A 20,433-nucleotide genomic window follows, 5' to 3' on the forward strand; every position below is an offset into this window, starting at 1 on the left:
CATCAATCCCATCTGCGATACTTTATTCAGTACCATCACACTGTGACTTACCTGCTTGATAGCAACTTGGTTGGCGTGGGCATACGGCGCCGCGAGAGCAAATAAGGCGGGCGTCGTTTTTGATCCCGCGCTCTATCCAGTTGATATTGAGGATTTTTGCGACGCTCACCAGATCGCTTTTAATGTGTTTGGGAATAGCGACTGAACCGCCACTGGCGACACAGGCATTCTTCAAATCGTGGGCAATAGACAGGGCATCTTTGCCTTGGGCTTCAATGGCCGGATTTAAATCTATGCCAGCACAGAGAACATGGGGATTGCCTGCCGAGTCTTCGACTTTAATCGACTCGCAGCAGTAAATGCGGGGTTCGTTGCCGACGTTTAAAATCGAAATCTGTGCCGAAGTGCCGACCGTCGGCTCGCTGATCATCCTAAAGACGGCCCAATGCTGACAAGGGTCTTCCACTAACCGCATATTGCCCCAAGGCAGTGGAATCCCATTGCCGCGATAAACCGCTTTGAGTTTGCCCGGAGCGTAAGCGTCGAAATAATGCCAATGAGGATAAGGAGATACCACTGTCATGCGCCGCATGGCGACTGAGGCTGACACTTGCAGTTGCTTGTGTACTTCAATCTCATAGCCGTGGCGGTCGAGTAATTGGCGATAAGGCACTTTAGGGCACAGCAGCGCACCGGCGAAGAAGCTCGATTCAAAATCGCGCCACGCATGCAAGATATCCTGCGCGTTCAAGGTATTGGACTGCATACCCGCCTCTTCATCCACTTCTAATTTGCGGCCTGAGATCATCACACTCTTGAGGCCATCCTTGTTGTGCAACACGCAATGACCTATGTGCACGGCTAAATCATATTTGAGTCTGTTGGGGCGATTTTTGAGGATTTTATTTACATAAATCGTGCTCGGCGGCTCAATAAATGAGGTGACCAACTGACGCGAACTCACGCCCATTTCATCGATAACTTCCTGCGGCGTACTGTCTATCCACTTAATTTTTAATCCCATTCCCTTAGCAATATCCAGCATATCGTCCAGAGATAAGGGCATACGTTTGAGGCCGACTTCTTCAGCGGCACGTTCAAGATCAGGGAAATGATTTTGATGGTGTTCTTGATGGGCGCGGATCAATAAATGGGCAAACTGCCGACCTGAGATCCCTGTTTGCGACAGCATCTCAGGTATCGCTATTTGTAAAATATCATTGGAAAACAAAAAGCTGGGTTCGAGTGCCATACCACTTATGCCACCACGTCGACCCTTGTCTGGCGTAATGGCGTTTTCTTCGGGCACATCGTCTAAGAACCATTCGGCGTCTTTTTGAAAAACCGCGGCGATCACAGCCAGCATTCCGGCACTAGGCACACGCTTGCCACGTTCGATCATCGACAAATATGACACAGAGGGCGCACTTCCCGCGTCGACTCGAATGCATCGTGCCGACAAATCTTCCATAGTTAAATTATTACGTTTCCGTAGGTTACGTATTTTTGTGCCTAGGAAATGTGATTTTCTCATCAAGCTCTGGTCATTGCGCATTTTGTAAAATTCACAGTGTAAAATTTTTATTGTGAAATTGTAGTCAAAAAAAGACTAGACTACAAATCAAGCAATCAAGGAAAGGCTAATGCGAACAAGCTAAGCCATTCCAGTACAAAAAATGCTTAACCACTCCCACTAAAAGTGGCTAAGCACTCAAAGCGGACAAACCAAATTGAAGACAAACTTTGATAAGCCAAAAGTTAAATCAAAACCCTGAATTTTTTTAAATTGAAAGAGTGAGAGGAACAAGCGATGAATATATCAATTATCAAGAGCAACCAGATCCAACCGAATCTAAACAGCCTCATCGCAGAAGAAGTGCTAGCCGTGGCGCAAGTGAATGTCGCCGAGCACGAAAAGATCGCTAATGCGAAACAATTCCTCGACCGCCTCTTTCCACTTAACTCTGGTTCACACCAAGATGTGAGCAGCTATGTGGTTTACTACCAACACCTGTTGGCCTTTTTTGCCGACGGCAGCCACAGTGGTTTACGTCAGCCAAAACAGTTTGTGGCCTTTAACGGCACTAAAGATGCGCCTTGCGCCATAGTGTTACAGGACCTAGGTTGTCACGTTGAACTCAGTTTCGACCGCAGTGGCATGATAGGTGCGAGAGACGTTGCCAATCTGGAAGATATCCAAATCGGAACGTCATTAAACATGGTAGTCGGAACACCAGAGTCACGTTCTGCCGCATCGCGCCATTGGCTCAGCCTATTACATGCGGGAATGTCCAGCGCCAACGACACCCAAGATAAGTTGTTTACCGCAAAGGATGGCAGCGATTACAACTTGAAAAGTATCGTAAATTTATAATTTCACTCTTTATAATCTAGCCATTTACAATTTCGCCAAGGAGATGAATTGAGCTCAGTTCATCTTCTTCAATTTACCCTCCTGCTTTGCACAATCCTCTGAGAGTCAATAAAACTGATTGACTAGATAAGTTTAATTGATTTTATTGAGGCTCATACACACAGCTATAATGCCCTCTTGCATCTGTCTCCATGATCAATCCAATTGATCGCCATTTTGTATCCGTCGCTTAATGTGAAGATCTGTGGTTGGAACGATAAACCGAATCGCTCGAGCCTAAGGCGTTATGAATTCTTCATCGACATCACAGCAAGATAATAAGACTCATCGCATCGTTTTCATCTGTGCGGGTTTGTTATGCCTCGCGCCTTTTATCTCATCGCCCATGGCGCTAGTGCTCGGTTTTACCTTAGCCAGCCTTGGTTGGGTGCCAGTGCAATGGAATATCGCCGCACTCACCAAAAAACTCCTGTCTTATTCGATCATTGGCTTAGGGTTTGGGATTAACTTAAACGCGGCGATCGAGGCGAGCACCCACAACTTCGGCCTGATTGTTGGCTCAATCTTTTTCACCCTCAGCTTAGGGTTTATGCTCACCCGCGCCCTGAAATTTGATCATGTCACGGGCCACTTAATCGCCTCTGGTACCGCTATTTGCGGTGGCAGCGCCATTGCCGCAGTCGCTCCGGCCATCAATGCGCGTAACGATCAAACCGCCACTGCATTAGCCTGCGTATTTGTGCTCAATTCAGTCGCGCTATTTTTATTCCCTGCACTCGGCCACTTGCTCAATATGAGCCAATACGATTTTGGCGTGTGGAGTGCTATCGCCATCCACGATACTTCGTCGGTAGTCGGCGCGGCTTCGGCCTACGGCGATGAAGCCTTAAAAACCGCAACAACCATAAAACTCGCCCGTGCCCTGTGGATTATTCCGATAGCATTGGTCAGCGCTATGTTGTTTGGTGGCAATAAGCGCAAGCTTAACCTGCCGTATTTTATCGGTTTTTATTGTTTAGCCATTGCCGTGGCCCATTGGTTGCCACAATTCCACGCTGTTTATGACACCTTATTTATGGTGTCGAAACGGGCATTAGTCCTGTGTTTGTTTTTGATTGGTGCAGGAATTACAGTGCAGAAGATGCGGGCGAGTGGCCCCAAACCTTTGTTGCTTGGGGTGATGCTGTGGGCAGCGATTGGTATCACGTCTTTAGTGTATATTCTTTATTTTCAATAGCTAAGATTTAACTCAAAGCCAATCTACTCTGCTGTCGGCTTCATTCGCCAAGCCCAGTAGAGGACGCCAACAAAGGCGGAGAATTCGATAAGTGAGCGCACGAGTCCTGTGGTTTGCGTCGAAGCGACCAAGGCAATCAGGCAAAACACGATAATCAGCCAGTTTTTCAATTGCATCTTCCTGCAAACTTAGGGGATGCTCATTATTGTTTAGAACTAAAAACTCAGCAAATATCGATTTTCAATAACAAATAGCTATAACAGCTAAGCCAATCCTGCGTTGATTAAGCCGCCTTAGGGCTTGATGCCGCTTCATTCGCAGCAAGATCTTGATTATGTTCTTGAATAAAATCTTCCATAAACCAAGCACAAAAAGTATGGCGTCCATCGACTGCCGCTTTACCGTAAATGGTCGATGCCTGTTGTCTGACGGTTTTTTCTTTAGTCTGGCGCACTTCAGCAATTTCTTTAAAACTTAAACCCTTAAGCAGTAAAAATGCCACTTGCTGCTCACTCTTAGTAAAGCCCCAAGTCTCGAATTGCTGCGACACCGCTTGGCTATATTCTTGTCTGGCAGAGCGCATTTGCGTCGACATATTGTCGATTTTTTTATCCGCATGCTCCAACCGTTTAGCCAACGCTTTCACTTCGCGGGAGCGACGAATAAGGTCATAACTTAAGTACATGGCACCAATCACAGTGAGCACTAATAACATGGCTTCCTGGGCAATATGCCATTGGGGAATGCCCAATTGAATGTCGGAAGTGATGTCAAAAAGCTTAAAGCATATGATCAAGGCCAACAGACCAATAATGACAAGATCCTTCATCGAAAAACTCCTAAATAAAAGCAAAATCAACCCATTAATTTATGGGACATATGTACCATAGACGGTTTTATGATACATGTCCCCCACGACTTTCGCCCACCAATCCCTACACTAACAGCACACTTTATTACCATAGAATCGTCCTATGTCTGTCAGTACGTCTTGTATCAAGTTATGTCTGTTGGCGACCTTAGTCAGCAGCAGTTTCCTGTGCCACGCCGCGCATTCCGAGCTATCTCAAGCACTCACCACCAGCCAAGCAAGATTACATTCTCTATCTCAATCAGGCGGTCAGTTACCGCAATCACAAATAAGCTTAAGCAGTTCATCTTGGCTCAATGGCCTGCCGAGCATTAGCTTGAGTCACTTAGGTAGCCTAGATAATGGTAACAGCTACGAGCAGGAACTCTCACTCAATTTGCCAATAAAATCCCCTGCTATGCACAGCAGCGATAAGCAAATTAAGCAACTCACCCAAGGCATTCAGGTGCAACAAGCTGCGCTGCAAGGCCTGTATTTATCGGGATTATTGCGACAAAGCCTGTGGGAACATCGTCTTGCCGCAGTGAAACTGGCCCAGTTAGATCGCAAGAGCCAATTACTCGACAAACTCCATAATCAGCAAAAGCAACTCACAGATGCGGGCGAACTGCCGATTGCCCACATTCTCTTTTTAGAACGCGAACTGGTGGATATTGCACTGGAGCGGGTCGATCTTAATCAGCAACAGGCCGAGGCGCGTGCCCTCTATCAACAACTCACCGGACAAGAGCAAATACCGCAGAACATAGCCGAAACCGCGCGGCCACTTTCTGCCAACAACCAACCCAATGACATGCTCGCGCAGCATCCATTATGGCAACTATTGAGCCTGCAGAAGCAGCAACAGCTGTTGATCATCCAGAGTCAGCAAGCGGGGAATAACGATCCTTGGGCAGTCTCACTCACGGCCAAAAATACCGCCGATAATCAAGTCGATGATCAACAGCTTGGCATCGCCGTTTCTGTACCACTGACCTTAGGTTCTGCCCTATCACAAACCGAATTATCCCAATGGCAACAAGCCAATACCGAGCACACGCTCAACCTCGACCGTACCTATATCGAGCTAAAAACTCAGCTTAAAAAGCTAGAGCAACAGCAACAAAACTTACTCGACCAACAGACATTGCTAACCCAAGCCTTACACCTTAGCCGCACCATCACTGAAGAGCTGGCCAAGGTCAAAGACCAAAATCAAGTTAGCTACGAAGTCTGGCTGCGCCGCTATATGGATGCCCTCGATACCGAATCCCGCTTAGCACTGAACCAAGTCGCGCAGCAACAACTGCACTCCCAACAACTGCAAGCCTTAGGAATTTCATTATGATGGCCAAGTACGGCGCATGCCTTTTCTGTTTATCCGCCAGTGTTGCCACTTTAGTGCAGGCTGAATCCTTAACGATAAGCTCCCTCGGTAATTTAGACCTGAGCTACGTACAACCACAGAAAGTCGCCAGTTATGAGGGCAGCCCGTTGCCCGCACAGGTTGAAATCCTCCCCGGTAACGATTATTGGATCAGCACGCCGGAGAATATCCAGCAGATCAGCTTTCTTGTCGGCCAAGGCCAGCTCGTCACTAAAGGCCAAGCAATAGTTAAACTGACTGGGCCAGAAGTGTTCCACTACCTCGCACAAGTCGAAGCTGCTGGCAGCTTATATCAACTGGCAAAGAGCCGTTATGAGCGCAATAAATCCTTATTAAACAATGGCAGTATCAGCGCCGAAAAATGGCGCGAGATCAGCCAAGACTACTTCAGCACTCACCTCGAATACGAGCACATGCAGCATTTTATGGAGATAGTCAAAAGCACAGATGCCACCACAGACTCCCTAGTGGTAGGCACGCCAGTGGCGGGGATCGTTAAACTCAACCAAGTGAATGGGCCTTATATGGCGGGTTCACAGCTATTCTCACTGGTGCCCAGCGACAGCATTCGCGTCAAGGTCAGTGTGCCAATGAGTCAGTCGCACTCGCTCTCGGCGGTGAATATCAATCAGTGCCATATCGCCATTGAGTCCGTGTCGGCCATCGCCGAAGGTGCCTTTGTGACCGCTTGGTCATCACCCGTACCGCAGGAATGTAACTTACTGTTAGGACAACAGATCACTGTGATACCCGAGTATCAAAAGGCGGTGTATTTATTGCCTAAAAATAGTGTTTTTAGTTGGGAGCAAGATAGCCAAGTCTTCACTAAAACCGCCGACACGCTCACCTCGATTACGATCGATATTCTTGGTTCAACCCCTGAGCAATATATCGTTGAAAGCGATCAAGATCTGAGCCAAATCCAAGTGTTATCCCAGTCGGTTGCCGCAGTCAAAGGCATAATGCTTGGCCTAGGAGGCGAATAAGATGTTGACCTCAGTCATCCGCTTTTCGCTTATGCAGCGCTTATTTGTGCTGATTGTGGCGCTGATCATCATGTTAGCGGGAGCACGAGCCTGGTTTTCCATTCCCTTGGATGCCTTTCCCGATATTTCGCCCACCCAAGTGAAGATCATCCTCAAGGCGCCCGGCATGACGCCGGAGGAAATCGAAGCGCAAATTACCGTGCCGATTGAAACCGAACTGCTAGGCATTCCCCATCAATCGATTCTGCGCTCAACCACTAAATACGCCATCAGCGATATCACCCTAGATTTTGACGAAGGCACAGATATCTATTGGGCGCGCCAGCAGGTGAGTGAACGCATCGCCGCCGTGTGGGACAGTTTCCCTGAAGGTGTGACGGGCGGCGTAGCGCCTATGAGTACGCCACTCAGCGAAATCTTTATGTTTACACTCGAAAATCCCAATCTATCACTGATGGAAAGGCGTCAATTACTCGAATGGGAAATCCGTCCGCTACTACGAACCGTTGCAGGTGTCGCCGATGTGAATATCCTCGGTGGCTATGCCAAAAGCTTTAGTGTGACCCCCAAACCTGCGGCTATGGCGGCCGCGGGCGTAAGTTTTGCGGCGCTGCAACAAGCGATAGTGGAGAATAATCACAACGAAGGTGCGGGCAAGCTCACCATTGGTACAGATACCATCATAGTGCGCGCCGAAGGTCGCATCGATGATATCGACGAGCTCAAACAATTAGTGATCAAAGCCGATGATGCCAGAGTGTATCGACTGCAGGATTTAGCCGATATTCAAATTGGCCACTTAGCCCGCTATGGTGCAGTCACTAAAGATGGCAACGAAACCGCCGAAGCCTTGATCATCGCCCTAAAAGACGCCAATACAGCACAAGTAGTCAAAAACATTAAAGAAAAACTCGATCAAATCAGCCTAACCTTGCCAGAAGGTAGCCAGATCAACACCTTTTATGACCGCGCTAATCTGATCAATACCGCGATTGATACTATCTCCAATGCCTTATTCGAAGCCGTAGTGTTGGTGATCATCTTGCTGGCGCTATTTTTAGGCAACGTGCGCGCCGCATTGGTCGTGTCACTCTCGCTGCCTCTTGCCGCGTTGATGACGTTTTTGATGATGGATTACTTCAATCTTTCTGCAAACTTAATGAGCCTAGGCGGACTGGTTATTGCCATCGGCATGTTGGTGGATTCATCTGTGGTCGTAGTCGAAAACATGGTGAATCTCATCGCTACTAAGCAGAGATTACCGCGGCTGCACTTGATTTTTCGCGCAACCAAGGACGTTGCCATTCCCGTGGTGTCGGGCACAGTGATCGTCATGATAGTGTTCTCGCCCTTACTGACCTTGAGCGGGCTTGAAGGCAAACTCTTCACCCCAGTTGCGGTCACTATCGTGTTTGCCATGCTGTCAGCGCTAGTGTTGTCGTTAACTGTTATTCCGGTTATCGCCTCTTATCTCGTCAACGAAAAAGCCGCCAAGGAACCTAAGGCGATTGAAAAGCTTAAACAGCTTTATCTGGCCAGCCTCAAGAGCACGTTTAGCCATCAAAAACGCTTTATGGTGATCGCCTTTAGCTTGCTTATCGTCAGCCTAGGGCTGTTCGGGTTAGTGGGAAAAACCTTTATGCCGACCTTAGATGAAGGCGACATTATCCTGCAGCTGGAGAAATCCCCGTCGATTTCACTCGAAGCTTCGATTGCCATCGACAAGCAAATTCAGCAAACCTTGCTGGCTAAAGTTCCTGAAATCAAACAAATGGTGGCGCGTACTGGCGCGGATGAAATCGGCTTAGATCCCATGGGGCTCAATGAAACCGATGTGTTCTTAGAGCTTTTGCCCCGCAGTGAATGGCGCTTTGCAAATAAAGAAGCGCTTATCGATGCGATCCGCGCTGTGTTATTGGACTATCCCGGCGTTAATTTTAACTTCACTCAACCGATACAAATGCGTGTGTCCGAAATGCTCACCGGCAGCATTGGCGACGTGGCGATTAAGGTCTTTGGTAATGATATCGACACCTTAGGCCAGCTCACGAGCCAGATCCAACAGCTCGTTAATGCCACCAGCGGCAGCGTCGATGTGAAAATGGCGATGATCGAAGGCAGTCCTTTTATCAACCTCACCTTAGATAACGAGCTCGCCCGTGGCTTTGGCATGAGCACCATGGAGTTTGCTCGCTACCTGAAAAGCCAACTCGAAGGCGTGATAGTGACCGAAGTGCTGCAAGGTAAGAAGCGCACACCCGTACTGATGGCTAATAATCAGAGCCACTTAAGCAGCATTAATGAGCTTAAAAATCAGTTACTGGTGATGCCAGATCACTCCTTAAAACGCCTGAGTGATGTCGCCACCTTAAGCTATAAGCAAGGCCCCATCCTTATCGAGCGTGAGCAAGGGAATCGCTTTTCAGTGATCACCACCAACGTGCAGGGTCGCGATATTGTGAGTTTTGTAGAAGAGCTCAACGCTAAAATCGCAAAGGAAATCAAACTCCCGAGCGGTTATAGCGTGAGTTTTGGTGGCGAGTTTGAAAACCAGCAGCGAGCCACCAGCAATTTACTGTTAGTGATCCCCATTGCTATCGCACTGATCACTTTGATTTTATTCACCACATTTGGCTCACTGGCCAAAGCGGGCTTAATCCTCGCCAACGTTCCCTTCGCTATGATGGGCGGCATAGTTAGCCTGTATTTATCGGGGGAGTATTTGTCCGTGCCCGCCTCAGTTGGCTTTATCGCCCTGCTCGGCGTCGCTGTGCTCAATGGCGTGGTAATGGTCAGCTATTACGAACAAACCAAGCACATGTTCAGCAACCTGCGCGAACGGGTGGAACAAGGTGCGGCGCGGCGTTTACGCCCCATTTTGATGACGGCGACAACGGCCATGTTTGGTCTTATGCCACTAGTGTTTGCCTCAGGTCCTGGGGCTGAAATTCAAAAACCTTTAGCGATTGTGGTGATTGGCGGTCTGCTCACTTCAACCATAACCACACTGTATTTACTGCCAATTCTGTATTTTTGGCTGGAGAAACGTAAATGAGCACAGAACAACTGTTAGTACTGATCGCCCAAAATGATATTAAGGACGACATAGTCGATACCTTGATAGAGCTGGAGTTTCTATCGGGCTTTAGCCTAGGGAATATTTGTGGTTTTAGCCGTGAACACAGCCATTTTAATATCAAGGAACAAGTGGAAGGTTATCGGGAGTTTTGCAAATTCGAAATCATGCACCCCGCTGCACAACAAGCGGCGCTACTCGCGGCGCTGGCGTTGGTCTGCAAACATAATCCCTGTCGCTATTGGATTATGCCCATCTATCAAAATGGTACTCTGTCTTAATCTAGATTGATGTCGATCTCACTGAGCAAGGCATACTGACTTTGTTACTAAAGTCAGTATGCCTTTAAAATAGCTAAAGAATTGGCGTTGGACGCCGCACTAAAAACCCACTCAGGATCGATAAAATGCAGTAAGCGGTAAAGAAGTAAAAACCGTTTTCAAATTGTGCCTGTGTTTTTAACATTTCCCCCATGCCACCTGAGGCGTTCCCCGCCATAAAGGTGATGATCAGTGCTACCACAAACACATCGGCCATCGACCACTTGGCGAGTGCGTTGACGACGGCATTAATCCTCAGTTTCAGGCCAATCGAGCTAACACATTGCTGTGCCAGCATTAAGCTCAACTTCATGGCTGGCACTATCACACTGAATAACATGACTAATCCCGCGACGAGCCCATTACCAGAGTGATAAAGCTCGGTTACCGTCCCCCAAATACTACGAGTCTTCTGCAGCACTTGGACTTCACCTTTAAGGCTATTAAACCCAAGCAAACCACTGACCATGCTTAACATACCGCGGGCACTGTCACGTCCAGAGTCCTCATCAAAGCTTTGGGCAACTTGCTCTATGCCTTGTTCCGCCAGCTTGGCCTTATCGATACTGCCGCTGATACTCAAAATAGGTTGAGTCACCCCAGGGATTAACAAAGCCAAGGATAAGATAATGATAAAAATAGGAAATAGAGATTTCATAGCACTGTTCATAGCATTGCTCGACCAGAGAAATACTTTCAGTTTACGGTTTTTAGCGCAGGCTCTGCAATCATTCACACCAGCCATCGACTCAGATGACCGGCATTTAAGGTAGGATTTGAGGATTAATAGAAAGGAGTCGGATCGATATCTAATGTACTCGGTGACACACCGCGTTCAATATAAAGTTCAGATTTTAATAAATCCACCATAGCGACATCAGTGTAACGTTTTACTTTTAAAGAATAAAAACACTTTACGATTGGATGTAGCGCATCCCTATCTTTCGAGGCCCAAACAATACCAACACGACCATCCGATAATTCAACTAAGGAACCCACAGGGTAAACACCAATACAACGAATAAACTCATAGACCAATTCTTGATCCAAATGGAATGGCGTCAGACTGAGTAAAATTTTAAAGGCCGCGGCAGGGCTCATCGCCTCTTTATAACATCGCGTTGCTGTTAAAGCATCGAAGATATCGACTATACAACTCATACGGCCATGGCGGGGGATTTCATCACCCTTCAAACCCCTTGGATAACCTCTGCCATCTAATTTTTCATGGTGCATTAAGCAGATATCTTTACTGATCTGCGACAGACCAGTAGTTTCGTTCATAATTTCAAGCGCATACACTTGATGCAACTTCATATGTTCAAATTCTTCCGGCGTCAGTTTGCCCGGCTTGTGCAGCACTTTATTGTCGACTTTAATCTTGCCAATATCGTGCAAAATCCCGCCGACCGCCATTTCCCGTAGCATGACGCGATCTAGCTTTAAGTATTTACCAAAGGTAACCAGTAGAAAGGCGACATTCACTGAATGTTCAAGTAGATAGGCATCTTTTGAACGGAGTGCAGACATACATTTAAGCGCATCAGCATCCAACATCACTGACTCTATCATGGTATCGGCTAACGCTTCGAAGGGGGCAACTTCGATGGCTTTACCTTCGAAGGTCTCAGATAAGACTTTACGAATGAGGTCTTTCGCCTCGGTAAGCATGACTTTAGCTTGAGCTTGTTGCTTATCGCGGCTAATGAGTGCTTTTTTATTGTCGGTTTGATTATCGTTAGTGATTTTTTTCTTTAACCCACAATGTTCAGCCGAACGTTCAGCGTCTACCCAAACAAATTTAATACCACTTTTAGCTAACTTTAAAATCGCATCCTTGTGTTTAATTTGTCCTGCATTTGCAATAGCAAGTTGACCTTTATCATTTTTGTCTATGGCACTGACAAACATACCCAATGTCAGCTGTGACACTGGTAATTTGATAAGTTCAACTGATTCTGCCGACTCACTCATATCTACAACCCCAAGGATGATGTGCCTGAATAAAATATCAACTTAACCATACGACATTAAAGCGACTTACGCTCAAATGTTCTGTTGTTATTTTTGATTATTATAGAACAGACGTGAGGGGCATTCTAAGACGAGGATTAGAAAATCACCATAGACTTTCTTGGTAAATAAAGGGGCTTAAACAAGATACGATGAAATCAGAGCTTAAGGTGTCGATTAGACTCATTTCAATCTCTCATTATGTCAACAAATGCCTAAGGGCTAGGCATTCAAAACCAGCGACCCTCACGCGCGAAAAGCTCACAACTACCCCACATAACGCTCAGCCATTTCAGTTGACTCTTCCACCAATAAACCATTACGTAAACTCAGTTGCCGTGACACAGCACTGTGTTCAATGCTTCTGTGAGTGCTGAGCAAAATAGCGCAACCTTGGGAGCTTAACCGCTTTAGCAAGTACCATACTTTGCCGTAGTAATGCTTATCCATCCCTGCCAATGGATCGTCCAAAAGCAGCACCTTAGGGCGTAGACAGGCGAGTGACGCTAAGGCAATCAAGTGCTGTTGGCCGTAGGATAATTTGTGGGGCGACAGATGGGCTAAGCTAAATAAATCCAACTCGTCCAACATTTGCACCGCTCGCTCTTTGGGGAGTTCAAAGCGCCGAAGGCTAAACTGCATTTCGGCTAACACGTTAGACTCGAATAATTGTCGACTCGGCCTTTGCATCAACAGTCCCAATTCCGCGCCATAAATCCCCAATTTAGGCCTTCGCCCTAGCACTTTAAGGGGAAGACGCTGCCTTAAACTGTGCACGCCCGCTATAGTTTTCAATAGACTCGTTTTACCAGAGCCGTTGTCGCCCACTAAGGTCACGATCTCCCCCGCCTGTAATTGGAATCCTTGCGGACACGCAAATAACGTGGGACAAGCATCGAACCCAAAATCAAAGGCTTCGGCGCTGACCAAGACTTTGCCTAAATGCTCAAATTTAGCTTGATGTCGCCACGCAGGCGCTTCAATTTGTGGCGCATCGCTCACTGTATAGATGCCTTCGGACAACTTGCCAGCCTCTAACTGCCAATAATGCTGAATAATCTCGGCGAATGCCGAGGCGTTATGCTCAACTAATACTAGCGCCATACCATCTTGGATAAGATTGCGAAGCACGACCAGCAGCTCACTCACACCGTGATCATCGAGTTGTGCCCAAGGTTCATCGAGCAGCAGTAAATGCGGCTCTGACACTAGTTGGGCGGCGATCATTAAGCGATATTTTTGACCGAGGGAAAGCGTGCTGACTTGGGTATCGAGGCGCAGATACAAGCCCACACGCCGCAGTGCTAATTGCACTTTAGGTAGCATTTGCTCGGCGGGAATACCGAGGTTTTCTAAGGCGAGAGCCACCTCGGCACCAACGGTTTGCCTTAGTAGCTGAGTTTGTGGGTCTTGCATTACCAGACCCGTAACCAATTGAGGATAACGCCAGATGTCACCTTCATGCGGGCGATTTAACACGCCCGCCAGTAGGTTTAGCAGACTCGATTTTCCTGAGCCCGTAGGACCGCTCACGCAATGGCATTGGCCGGTACCAATCGCCAAGTTAATTTCCTGTAATACCGTCGGTAACTGGCTGCCATAGTTGAAGCTAACGCCTTCGAGATCTAAGAGTTTCATGCTATATCTGCCTATAAAGATCTAACGAACAGCCTATGACAAGGCTTCACCCTAGTCGTCTTTTCATTCCCACGGCGAGTCATACGTTAATAGACATCTAACTTGTCACGTAGAAAATTTAAGATGTGCCAGCTATTGTGGACCGCGATTATTCTGTCTCAACCGAAAAACGTTTAAAAACCAACCTAGATCGACTAATCACGACAAAGGGAAAGTACATTTAGCGACTAAGAGACAAAATGTCCACCGAGGGTGACTTGCCCGACAAAAAGACCCACTCAAGTCACATTTTTTATCAGCGTAAAATGAGACTATGGCGAAAGTCACACGATAGGGCCTTACATCTTGACACACTCGACCGTGGCCTTTAATTTGAGCGAAAGATTCTTATTTACAGACTAAAATCACTACAGGTAAATGGCTTGTAAAAGAGGACATTAACCTGAGTCGAATTTACTGACGCTGACAGAGTGACCTTCAGCTTTCGCCTTCATCCGTTATCTTTGGAGTTCTATTTGCCCGCTCACGCCCTGTCTGAAGACCTTAAGTCTCTCATCGACAAACTCATTCAATTAAAGCAAGTTCCACCGACGGAACCGATAGTGCAGTTGTCACTAAACACTGTCGCTATGCCTTTAATTTCATGGCTGGCATCCCAGACTCAATACCCAAGGATCTACTGGCATGGGCGCGACAGAATCGAAGAAGTCGCGGCGATAGGGGCGTGCAAAGACTTTAGATTTGAAACCGGAATCAATGATCAGCAACTGGCCATGGCCTACCAAGAGCAGCGAGCCTTATCGACGAATCAGAATATTCGCTACTATGGCGGTGTTGCCTTCGATCGCACTATAGAGTCTTGGCCTGAGTTCGGTAATAGCCGCTTTATCCTGCCGCGCATTGAATTTAGACGCAGTGGTAACAAATTTAACCTATTAGTGAATCTTAATTTTGCTGATAATGATCACCATAGCGAGATAGATAAAGCCATCGGCGCTATCGAAGCCGTCATGCCAGCTAAGCCACTCTCGCCACCTAAAAAGATCGTTCCACTTGGGCGCAGTGACAAACCTGATTTTGAACGTTGGAAGACATTAGTCGAGCAAGTGGTGGATCCTAAGTTCAATCAAGATACCCCAAAAGTCGTGTTATCCCGCTTAACACAACTTGAAGTCAACGAACCTATCGATCCTTGGATGGTACTGGCTTGCTGGCAGGGCCGTAATCCCAATAGTTTCCAGTTTGGCTTTCAATTTAGCCCAGATCGCACTTTTATCTCTTGCTCACCAGAGCGTTTATTCCGCCGCCGTCAGCAGGAGCTATTTACCGAGGCACTTGCTGGTACAACGGTACGCGGTCTCAATCAAGAAGAAGATATTGCGCTGGCGAACGCTTTATTAGAAGACAACAAAAATAGCGTTGAAAACCAACTTGTTCGTAGCCACATAGTGAATATGCTCACGCCGCTGAGCAATTATGTTGGCGCCGATGAATTAGCGACTATTTTTAAACTGAACCATATTCAACATTTACACCGTGCAATTCGAGCCGAATTGAAGCCGGGCGTGAATGATTTCCAACTGTTGCAAGCCCTGCATCCTACTCCTGCAGTTGGCGGCTTGCCGCGATATTCAGCGCTAAACTTTATTCGTCAACGTGAAGGTTATATTCGTGGTTGGTACGCCGGTGCCTGCGGCTATTTCAATAAATATGAGAGTGAGTTTTCGGTAGCGATCCGCAGTGCGCTGATCGAACCCGGTCGGATTAACCTATTTGCGGGTGCGGGAATTATTGCAGGTTCTGAGCCCGAAGCTGAGTGGCAAGAGCTTGAAAATAAACTCGCAACCATAATGTCGATTTTATTCGAAATGTAATAAGCCTAGTAAACATTAAGACTATTCAGCGCCATCAGCCCTTCGTTTTTCAATCGTTTCAAGGTAAAGCCTGTCCTGTTCACCCGAATCGATTAAGCGCTTATGTGCAAGGTCAAAATGTTGTTTCAACATCTGGCCTTTCTCGGTGTTAGCGAAAACAAAATAGGTTTCGGCCTTGAGTACACCTTGAATAATCACAAAATTTTGTGGCGCCTTTAATTTAGGAACAAACGTAAGTAAATTAGGTTTGTAATCTAGCACGGCATCTATACGTCCAGCATTTAAGCTATTGAGCATAGTCAACATATCGCTACTTTCTTCGTAATACATAGGCACAGGTGTCAGCATATTGTATCTGTAGGCCAGCATGGCCTGAACCTTCTTGTGGGATAGGCTTTCAATACCAGTCCAGCCTGCTGCCACCTCGGCAGTAACAGCCACATCGATAGAGTCCACTTCAACCATATTCTCTGTTAATAGCCCCTTTTTAATATCACCCTTATAAACGCTGAGCGTGATATCGGTACGATTGTGCTCAACAAGATATAAACTGCGGGCAAAAGGCATAAACTGTACATTGAGTTGCCATTCTGGCTCAGGGAAAATCCGCTGAAGTAACTCGAAGTAGTAACCCGTTTTATCACGATTGGCAAATCCCTCCCACGTTGACGTTGCAACATTGACCACTATCGGCTGAGCGGCGGAAACAGATACAGGTAACACAGCTAAAAATAAGCAAAAAGTAGCAAAAAATCGTCTCATGGCTATCCTCCTTCGACGTATTCAAAGTGTAGAAGAGTTTTCATTCTATGTGCACATTTAAACAGCAGACTTGCATCTTAAAACTCGACCACTATAATGGCGACCCGATTTCAGCACGCTGTCACCGGCAATAAAGTCGTAAACATAATAAATTGAATATTAGCGGGTTCCCTCACCCCGCCCTACACAACTAAAAAGGCCACATATGTTAATGTTAACCACAGCGCAGCTTCGTCGCGCTTTATTCCTATTAGTAGGATTTCACATACTGATTATTTGCGTCAGCAACTACTTAGTACAATTGCCATTTCAACTGTTTGGCTACCACACAACTTGGGGGGCATTCAGCTTTCCGTTCGTGTACTTAGCTACAGATCTCACTGTCCGTATTTTTGGCCAACAAGCCGCACGCAGCATCATACTCAAAGCTATGATTCCCGCTTTGATGATCTCCTACGTGATGGGAGTGATGTTCCATCAAGGCAGCTTTCAAGGTGCTGATTCACTTGCACAGTGGAATACCTTTGTGTTCCGAATTGCCTTTGCCAGCTTCGCGGCTTATTTGATTGGTCAGTTGATGGATATTAAGGTTTTTGCCCGTATTCGAGCCAGTCGCTCTTGGTGGGTCGCCCCAGCAGCCTCCACCTTAGTCGGAAATCTGGTCGATACTCTAGTCTTTTTCAGTATCGCCTTTTACGCCTCTTCCGATAGCTTTATGGCTGCCAATTGGCCCGAAATCGCTACAGTCGATTACGGCTTTAAGCTAATTGTGAGCTTAGGCCTTTTCCTACCGGCATACGGTGTTTTGCTAAAAGTCTTACAGGACAAGATTTTGCGAGCCAATCCGCAAGAATCAATTTCCTGATTAACTCAACTGGCCAGACCTGTTATAATTTAACCAGTTAATAGCTCAGCCCTGCTCCTGTTAACGCGCGAGTGGGGCTGATTTTTTATGAGAGTAAACTATGTATTCTATTGAAATTAAAGCAGAGTCAAGTTTGACTCCCGAGTTAGCCGCTCAGCTTATCGAACTTAGCCAACAAATCCCTGAGCTCGATCACCCACTCACAAACGATGTGTTGGACCAGCGCTTACAGGGCAAGACATGTTTGATCTTAGTCGCATATGTAGAAGGTGAATTGGCAGGGTTTAAACTGGGTTATGAGCAAGAAGAGGCTATATTTTATAGCTGGTTAGGTGGCGTTGCATCCGACTTTAGACGTTTAGGCTTAGCGCAGAGTCTACTCGAATATCAAGAAACTTGGGCGCGCCGCCAAGGATATAATCATATTCAAGTGAATACGCTGAACCGCTTCCCTGCGATGCTTAATTTATTGATCAGTAATCAATATTTAATTACTGAACTGACAGCCGATCCTAAAAGCTTAGTCGATCATAAACTGTATCTGTGCAAGTCGATCTAAACCGTTAATGGATGAGAGCAAAACGATATTTGTAAAGATGTGCACTTTTTGCAATAAATAGCTTGCAAACACAATTGAGAATGATTATCGTTAACGTGCGTTCCAAAACTCATCTTTAACAACGATGACTGGTAATCGACGTTGTTATGGAGCTCCTGAGTTTGCAAGCACGACATTGCTCACACACACTCTTTGTGGCCGGACTCATCATCCGGCTTTTTTTTGCCTAAAAATCAGTAATGCAAAGCCACATAATACAAAGCCAGCAATCGCTAGACATATTTTAATTCAAACCTAATCAGCCAAATATAACACAATGTCTATCTAACGGGATAAGACTAATCTGCAGACATATCGCTGTAATTGCCCGCAAAGTGTAAGCCATCGTAGGGATTATTTTGCTGATCTTCCTTCGCTTCATGATACAAACCTATGGTAAATAAAGACCCTTTACCCAAAGTTGAACTCACTTCTATCGTGCCACCAATCCGCTTGATAATGCCGTAACTAAGCGAAAGACCTAAACCAGTGCCATCCTTACGTGTGGTATAAAAAGGGTCGAAAATCCGTCCAAGCTGCTCTGGCGCTATCCCTGAGCCTTCATCTTCCACTTCGATTTTGACGCCAATCGGCATATCTTGCTGCACCCAGTCATAGGTTCGCACCCAAATACGTCCTTTACCGTCCATCGCATGCGCCGCATTCACTACAAGATTAATCAAGACTTGCAGCAACTGCGGACGATTAACCTGTACAGGACAACTGGCGTTTAACTCAGTGATCAGCACGACTTCTTGTTTCTGAATCGAATGTCGCACCAACACCAACATTTCTTCGATAATAGGAGTCATCGGATGCATTTCTAGTGGCGCGTTGAATTCGCCAGGTCGGCTGTATTGCAACAGGCTGCGGATGATAGTGCTGATCCGCCCAACCTGTTGAATGACTAGATCAATTTCTTCTTTTACTACTTCAGCATTATCACCAAGTTCGTAGCGCAGTAACTCCATATTGCCAAGAATTACGGCAGTCGGATTATTGATTTCATGGGCGATACCTGCGGTCAATTCGCCAAGAGCAGTGAGCTTCTCGTTAGTGACGAGCTGTTGACGCGTTTCGTTTAGTAATGCCACGTTACGTTGCAGCTCTAAGGTTTTATCCTGCAGGCTACGAGTACGCTCTTCAACCTTCATTTCAAGCTGTTCTGCCGCCGCTTGAATTTGGGCATTTCGACGCTGTAGCAAGTCAAGCATACTGTCAAATTGCTCGGCTAAGTTCGATAACTCATTATCCCTATCTAATCCTAAGGCGCCGATACGAATATTGCGCCCCGACTGCACTGCTTGTACAACATGGTGAATACGTTCAATGGGCTGCAATAAACTATAAGCACCGCGATAAACCAGCAGGCCAGAGACCAACAGCACTAACATTAGAATCGTGCCTAGCTCTATGATATTGAGTAAATAATTATGGATAAATGGCGATTCAGAAAAGCCGGTATAGATCATACCGACACGTTGGCCGCGAACATCTTCCAAGGGGGCATAAGCGGAAATAAACCAATCGTTAAATACGAAAGCGCGATCGACCCACTGCTCGCCTTGAGTTAACACTTTGTCTTTCACTTCCTCCGACACTAAACTGCCAAGCGCGCGGCCCAGCGTCTCATTGCCTGTGGGATAAAAATGCAGCGGCACGTTGGTGGAAATACGGATGTTATCTAAGAAGATGGTCACAGTACCGATGGAACGCTCGGGCAAGGTGCCTTTGTCGTATACCAGATCGCGAATGTGGTCGACAATTCGAGTATCGCGATTAAACAAGATCCCACCATCGAGATACCAAGCCACTTTGCCTTCCATATCAGGGACGGGCAATAGGCTACGGCTCAATAAACCACGTTCTTCAACGGTTTTAACGGGGCTCTGCGCCCGCAAGGTTGCAACTATCGGAATGCTCGCAGTGATAGCCAATTCGGGGTCGATACGTGCTAAACGCTCGGGCGGCAGCACCATCAAGCCGGAGTAAGGTAATAAACCGTCTAACTTAGGAAGGATTTGGCGTAAATCTGGGTCTGCGGCCGCTTCGGCAACACTGACTAAACGCAGATAATCGAGATTTAGCTGTTTTTTCTGTTCAAGGAGAAAAGCATCAATACTGGCTCGGTAGCTGACTTCGCCACTTAATTCTTTACCACTGAAAAGTGGCCTAAAGTCATTTTGAAAGGTCCAAGACGTCACCACACGTTCAAGTTGTTTTTCTTGGCGTACTTGCACTTGCTGCAAAGTGTTTTCGGCAACAGACAAGTCAGCTTTAACCTTCATAAACAGCTGCTTACCTGTATAACTGATGTTCCAGTAAATAGTGATAAACACTAAACTCACCAGTGTCAGTAGAATGGGCAGTAACGTCAGGATTAATATGCGATAGCGCACCTTGGCCTGCATTTGCTGCCAACTGACACCAAAAAAGTGAGTGAAGAATGACAC

17 protein-coding genes are annotated in these 20,433 nt (G+C 46.6%); 9 read left to right on the forward strand and 8 right to left on the reverse strand.

Going from position 1 to position 20,433, the window contains the following annotated elements:
- Window positions 1-22: 22 nt before the first annotated feature.
- Window positions 23-1,555 carry a DUF3612 domain-containing protein gene (locus tag RA178_RS21705; protein ID WP_263141342.1) on the reverse strand — a complete coding sequence of 511 codons (1,533 nt, stop codon included), beginning with the start codon at window positions 1,553-1,555 and terminating at the stop codon, window positions 23-25.
- Between the two features lie 255 nt (window positions 1,556-1,810).
- Here RA178_RS21705 and RA178_RS21710 point away from each other — a divergent pair, with 255 nt between their 5' ends.
- Together RA178_RS21710 and RA178_RS21715 are read left to right on the forward strand one after the other, a co-directional pair.
- On the forward strand, window positions 1,811-2,374 hold the full coding sequence (locus tag RA178_RS21710; protein ID WP_168826156.1) for an aldolase/citrate lyase/malate synthase family protein: 564 nt from the start codon (window positions 1,811-1,813) through the stop codon (window positions 2,372-2,374).
- Between the two features lie 286 nt (window positions 2,375-2,660).
- Window positions 2,661-3,611, forward strand: a complete 951-nt coding sequence (locus RA178_RS21715; protein WP_306683882.1) for a YeiH family protein — start codon at window positions 2,661-2,663, stop codon at window positions 3,609-3,611.
- Between the two features lie 23 nt (window positions 3,612-3,634).
- Here the strand turns inward: RA178_RS21715 and RA178_RS21720 are convergent, their stop codons facing one another.
- Window positions 3,635-3,781, reverse strand: a complete 147-nt coding sequence (locus tag RA178_RS21720; RefSeq protein ID WP_105253023.1) for a hypothetical protein — start codon at window positions 3,779-3,781, stop codon at window positions 3,635-3,637.
- Between the two features lie 113 nt (window positions 3,782-3,894).
- Complete coding sequence (locus RA178_RS21725) at window positions 3,895-4,440, reverse strand: helix-turn-helix transcriptional regulator (protein ID WP_105250726.1); 546 nt, start codon at window positions 4,438-4,440, stop codon at window positions 3,895-3,897.
- Between the two features lie 145 nt (window positions 4,441-4,585).
- On the opposite strand from RA178_RS21725, the gene RA178_RS21730 reads away from it, so the two are divergent.
- Genes RA178_RS21730 through RA178_RS21745 form a run of 4 tightly spaced genes read left to right on the forward strand, consistent with a single transcriptional unit; the run spans window position 4,586 to window position 10,191 of the window.
- Window positions 4,586-5,809: a metal transporter gene (locus tag RA178_RS21730; RefSeq protein ID WP_306683885.1), complete on the forward strand. Its 1,224-nt coding sequence runs from the start codon at window positions 4,586-4,588 to the stop codon at window positions 5,807-5,809.
- The gene (locus tag RA178_RS21735; RefSeq protein ID WP_306683886.1) at window positions 5,806-6,834 is read left to right on the forward strand and encodes an efflux RND transporter periplasmic adaptor subunit; all 1,029 of its coding nucleotides are present in this window, start codon (window positions 5,806-5,808) and stop codon (window positions 6,832-6,834) included. The genes RA178_RS21730 and RA178_RS21735 overlap by 4 nt, the downstream gene beginning before the upstream one ends.
- Before the next feature lies 1 nt (window position 6,835).
- Entirely contained in the window at window positions 6,836-9,889 is a 3,054-nt protein-coding gene (locus tag RA178_RS21740; protein WP_306683888.1) for an efflux RND transporter permease subunit, read from the forward strand.
- The gene (locus tag RA178_RS21745) at window positions 9,886-10,191 is read left to right on the forward strand and encodes a DUF3240 family protein (protein ID WP_006079422.1); all 306 of its coding nucleotides are present in this window, start codon (window positions 9,886-9,888) and stop codon (window positions 10,189-10,191) included. Before RA178_RS21740 ends, RA178_RS21745 begins: the two co-directional genes overlap by 4 nt.
- 73 nt (window positions 10,192-10,264) lie before the next feature.
- Here RA178_RS21745 and RA178_RS21750 read toward each other — a convergent pair whose 3' ends face one another.
- The 3 genes from RA178_RS21750 to RA178_RS21760 form a co-directional block, all read right to left on the reverse strand.
- A complete protein-coding gene (locus tag RA178_RS21750) occupies window positions 10,265-10,900 on the reverse strand; it encodes a paraquat-inducible protein A (protein ID WP_306685438.1) in 636 nt (211 codons plus the stop codon).
- 113 nt (window positions 10,901-11,013) lie between these two features.
- Window positions 11,014-12,204: an HD-GYP domain-containing protein gene (locus tag RA178_RS21755; RefSeq protein ID WP_263162609.1), complete on the reverse strand. Its 1,191-nt coding sequence runs from the start codon at window positions 12,202-12,204 to the stop codon at window positions 11,014-11,016.
- 306 nt (window positions 12,205-12,510) lie between these two features.
- Entirely contained in the window at window positions 12,511-13,881 is a 1,371-nt protein-coding gene (locus tag RA178_RS21760; RefSeq protein WP_263198573.1) for an ATP-binding cassette domain-containing protein, read from the reverse strand.
- A 515-nt stretch (window positions 13,882-14,396) separates the two neighbouring features.
- Between RA178_RS21760 and RA178_RS21765 the strand changes: the two genes are divergently transcribed.
- On the forward strand, window positions 14,397-15,755 hold the full coding sequence (locus tag RA178_RS21765; protein WP_306683894.1) for an isochorismate synthase: 1,359 nt from the start codon (window positions 14,397-14,399) through the stop codon (window positions 15,753-15,755).
- 21 nt (window positions 15,756-15,776) lie between these two features.
- Here RA178_RS21765 and RA178_RS21770 read toward each other — a convergent pair whose 3' ends face one another.
- Window positions 15,777-16,517, reverse strand: coding sequence for a substrate-binding periplasmic protein (locus RA178_RS21770; RefSeq protein WP_219254425.1), 741 nt, complete (start codon window positions 16,515-16,517; stop codon window positions 15,777-15,779).
- Window positions 16,518-16,722: 205 nt separating this feature from the next.
- Here RA178_RS21770 and RA178_RS21775 point away from each other — a divergent pair, with 205 nt between their 5' ends.
- Together RA178_RS21775 and RA178_RS21780 are read left to right on the forward strand one after the other, a co-directional pair.
- Complete coding sequence (locus RA178_RS21775; RefSeq protein ID WP_105250735.1) at window positions 16,723-17,382, forward strand: 7-cyano-7-deazaguanine/7-aminomethyl-7-deazaguanine transporter; 660 nt, start codon at window positions 16,723-16,725, stop codon at window positions 17,380-17,382.
- A gap of 100 nt (window positions 17,383-17,482) precedes the next feature.
- The gene (locus RA178_RS21780; protein WP_306683896.1) at window positions 17,483-17,941 is read left to right on the forward strand and encodes a GNAT family N-acetyltransferase; all 459 of its coding nucleotides are present in this window, start codon (window positions 17,483-17,485) and stop codon (window positions 17,939-17,941) included.
- 338 nt (window positions 17,942-18,279) lie between these two features.
- Here RA178_RS21780 and RA178_RS21785 read toward each other — a convergent pair whose 3' ends face one another.
- Window positions 18,280-20,433 carry a sensor histidine kinase gene (locus RA178_RS21785; RefSeq protein ID WP_105250737.1) on the reverse strand — a complete coding sequence of 718 codons (2,154 nt, stop codon included), beginning with the start codon at window positions 20,431-20,433 and terminating at the stop codon, window positions 18,280-18,282.

This window comes from Shewanella oncorhynchi, assembly GCF_030848765.1.
GTDB lineage: Bacteria > Pseudomonadota > Gammaproteobacteria > Enterobacterales > Shewanellaceae > Shewanella > Shewanella oncorhynchi.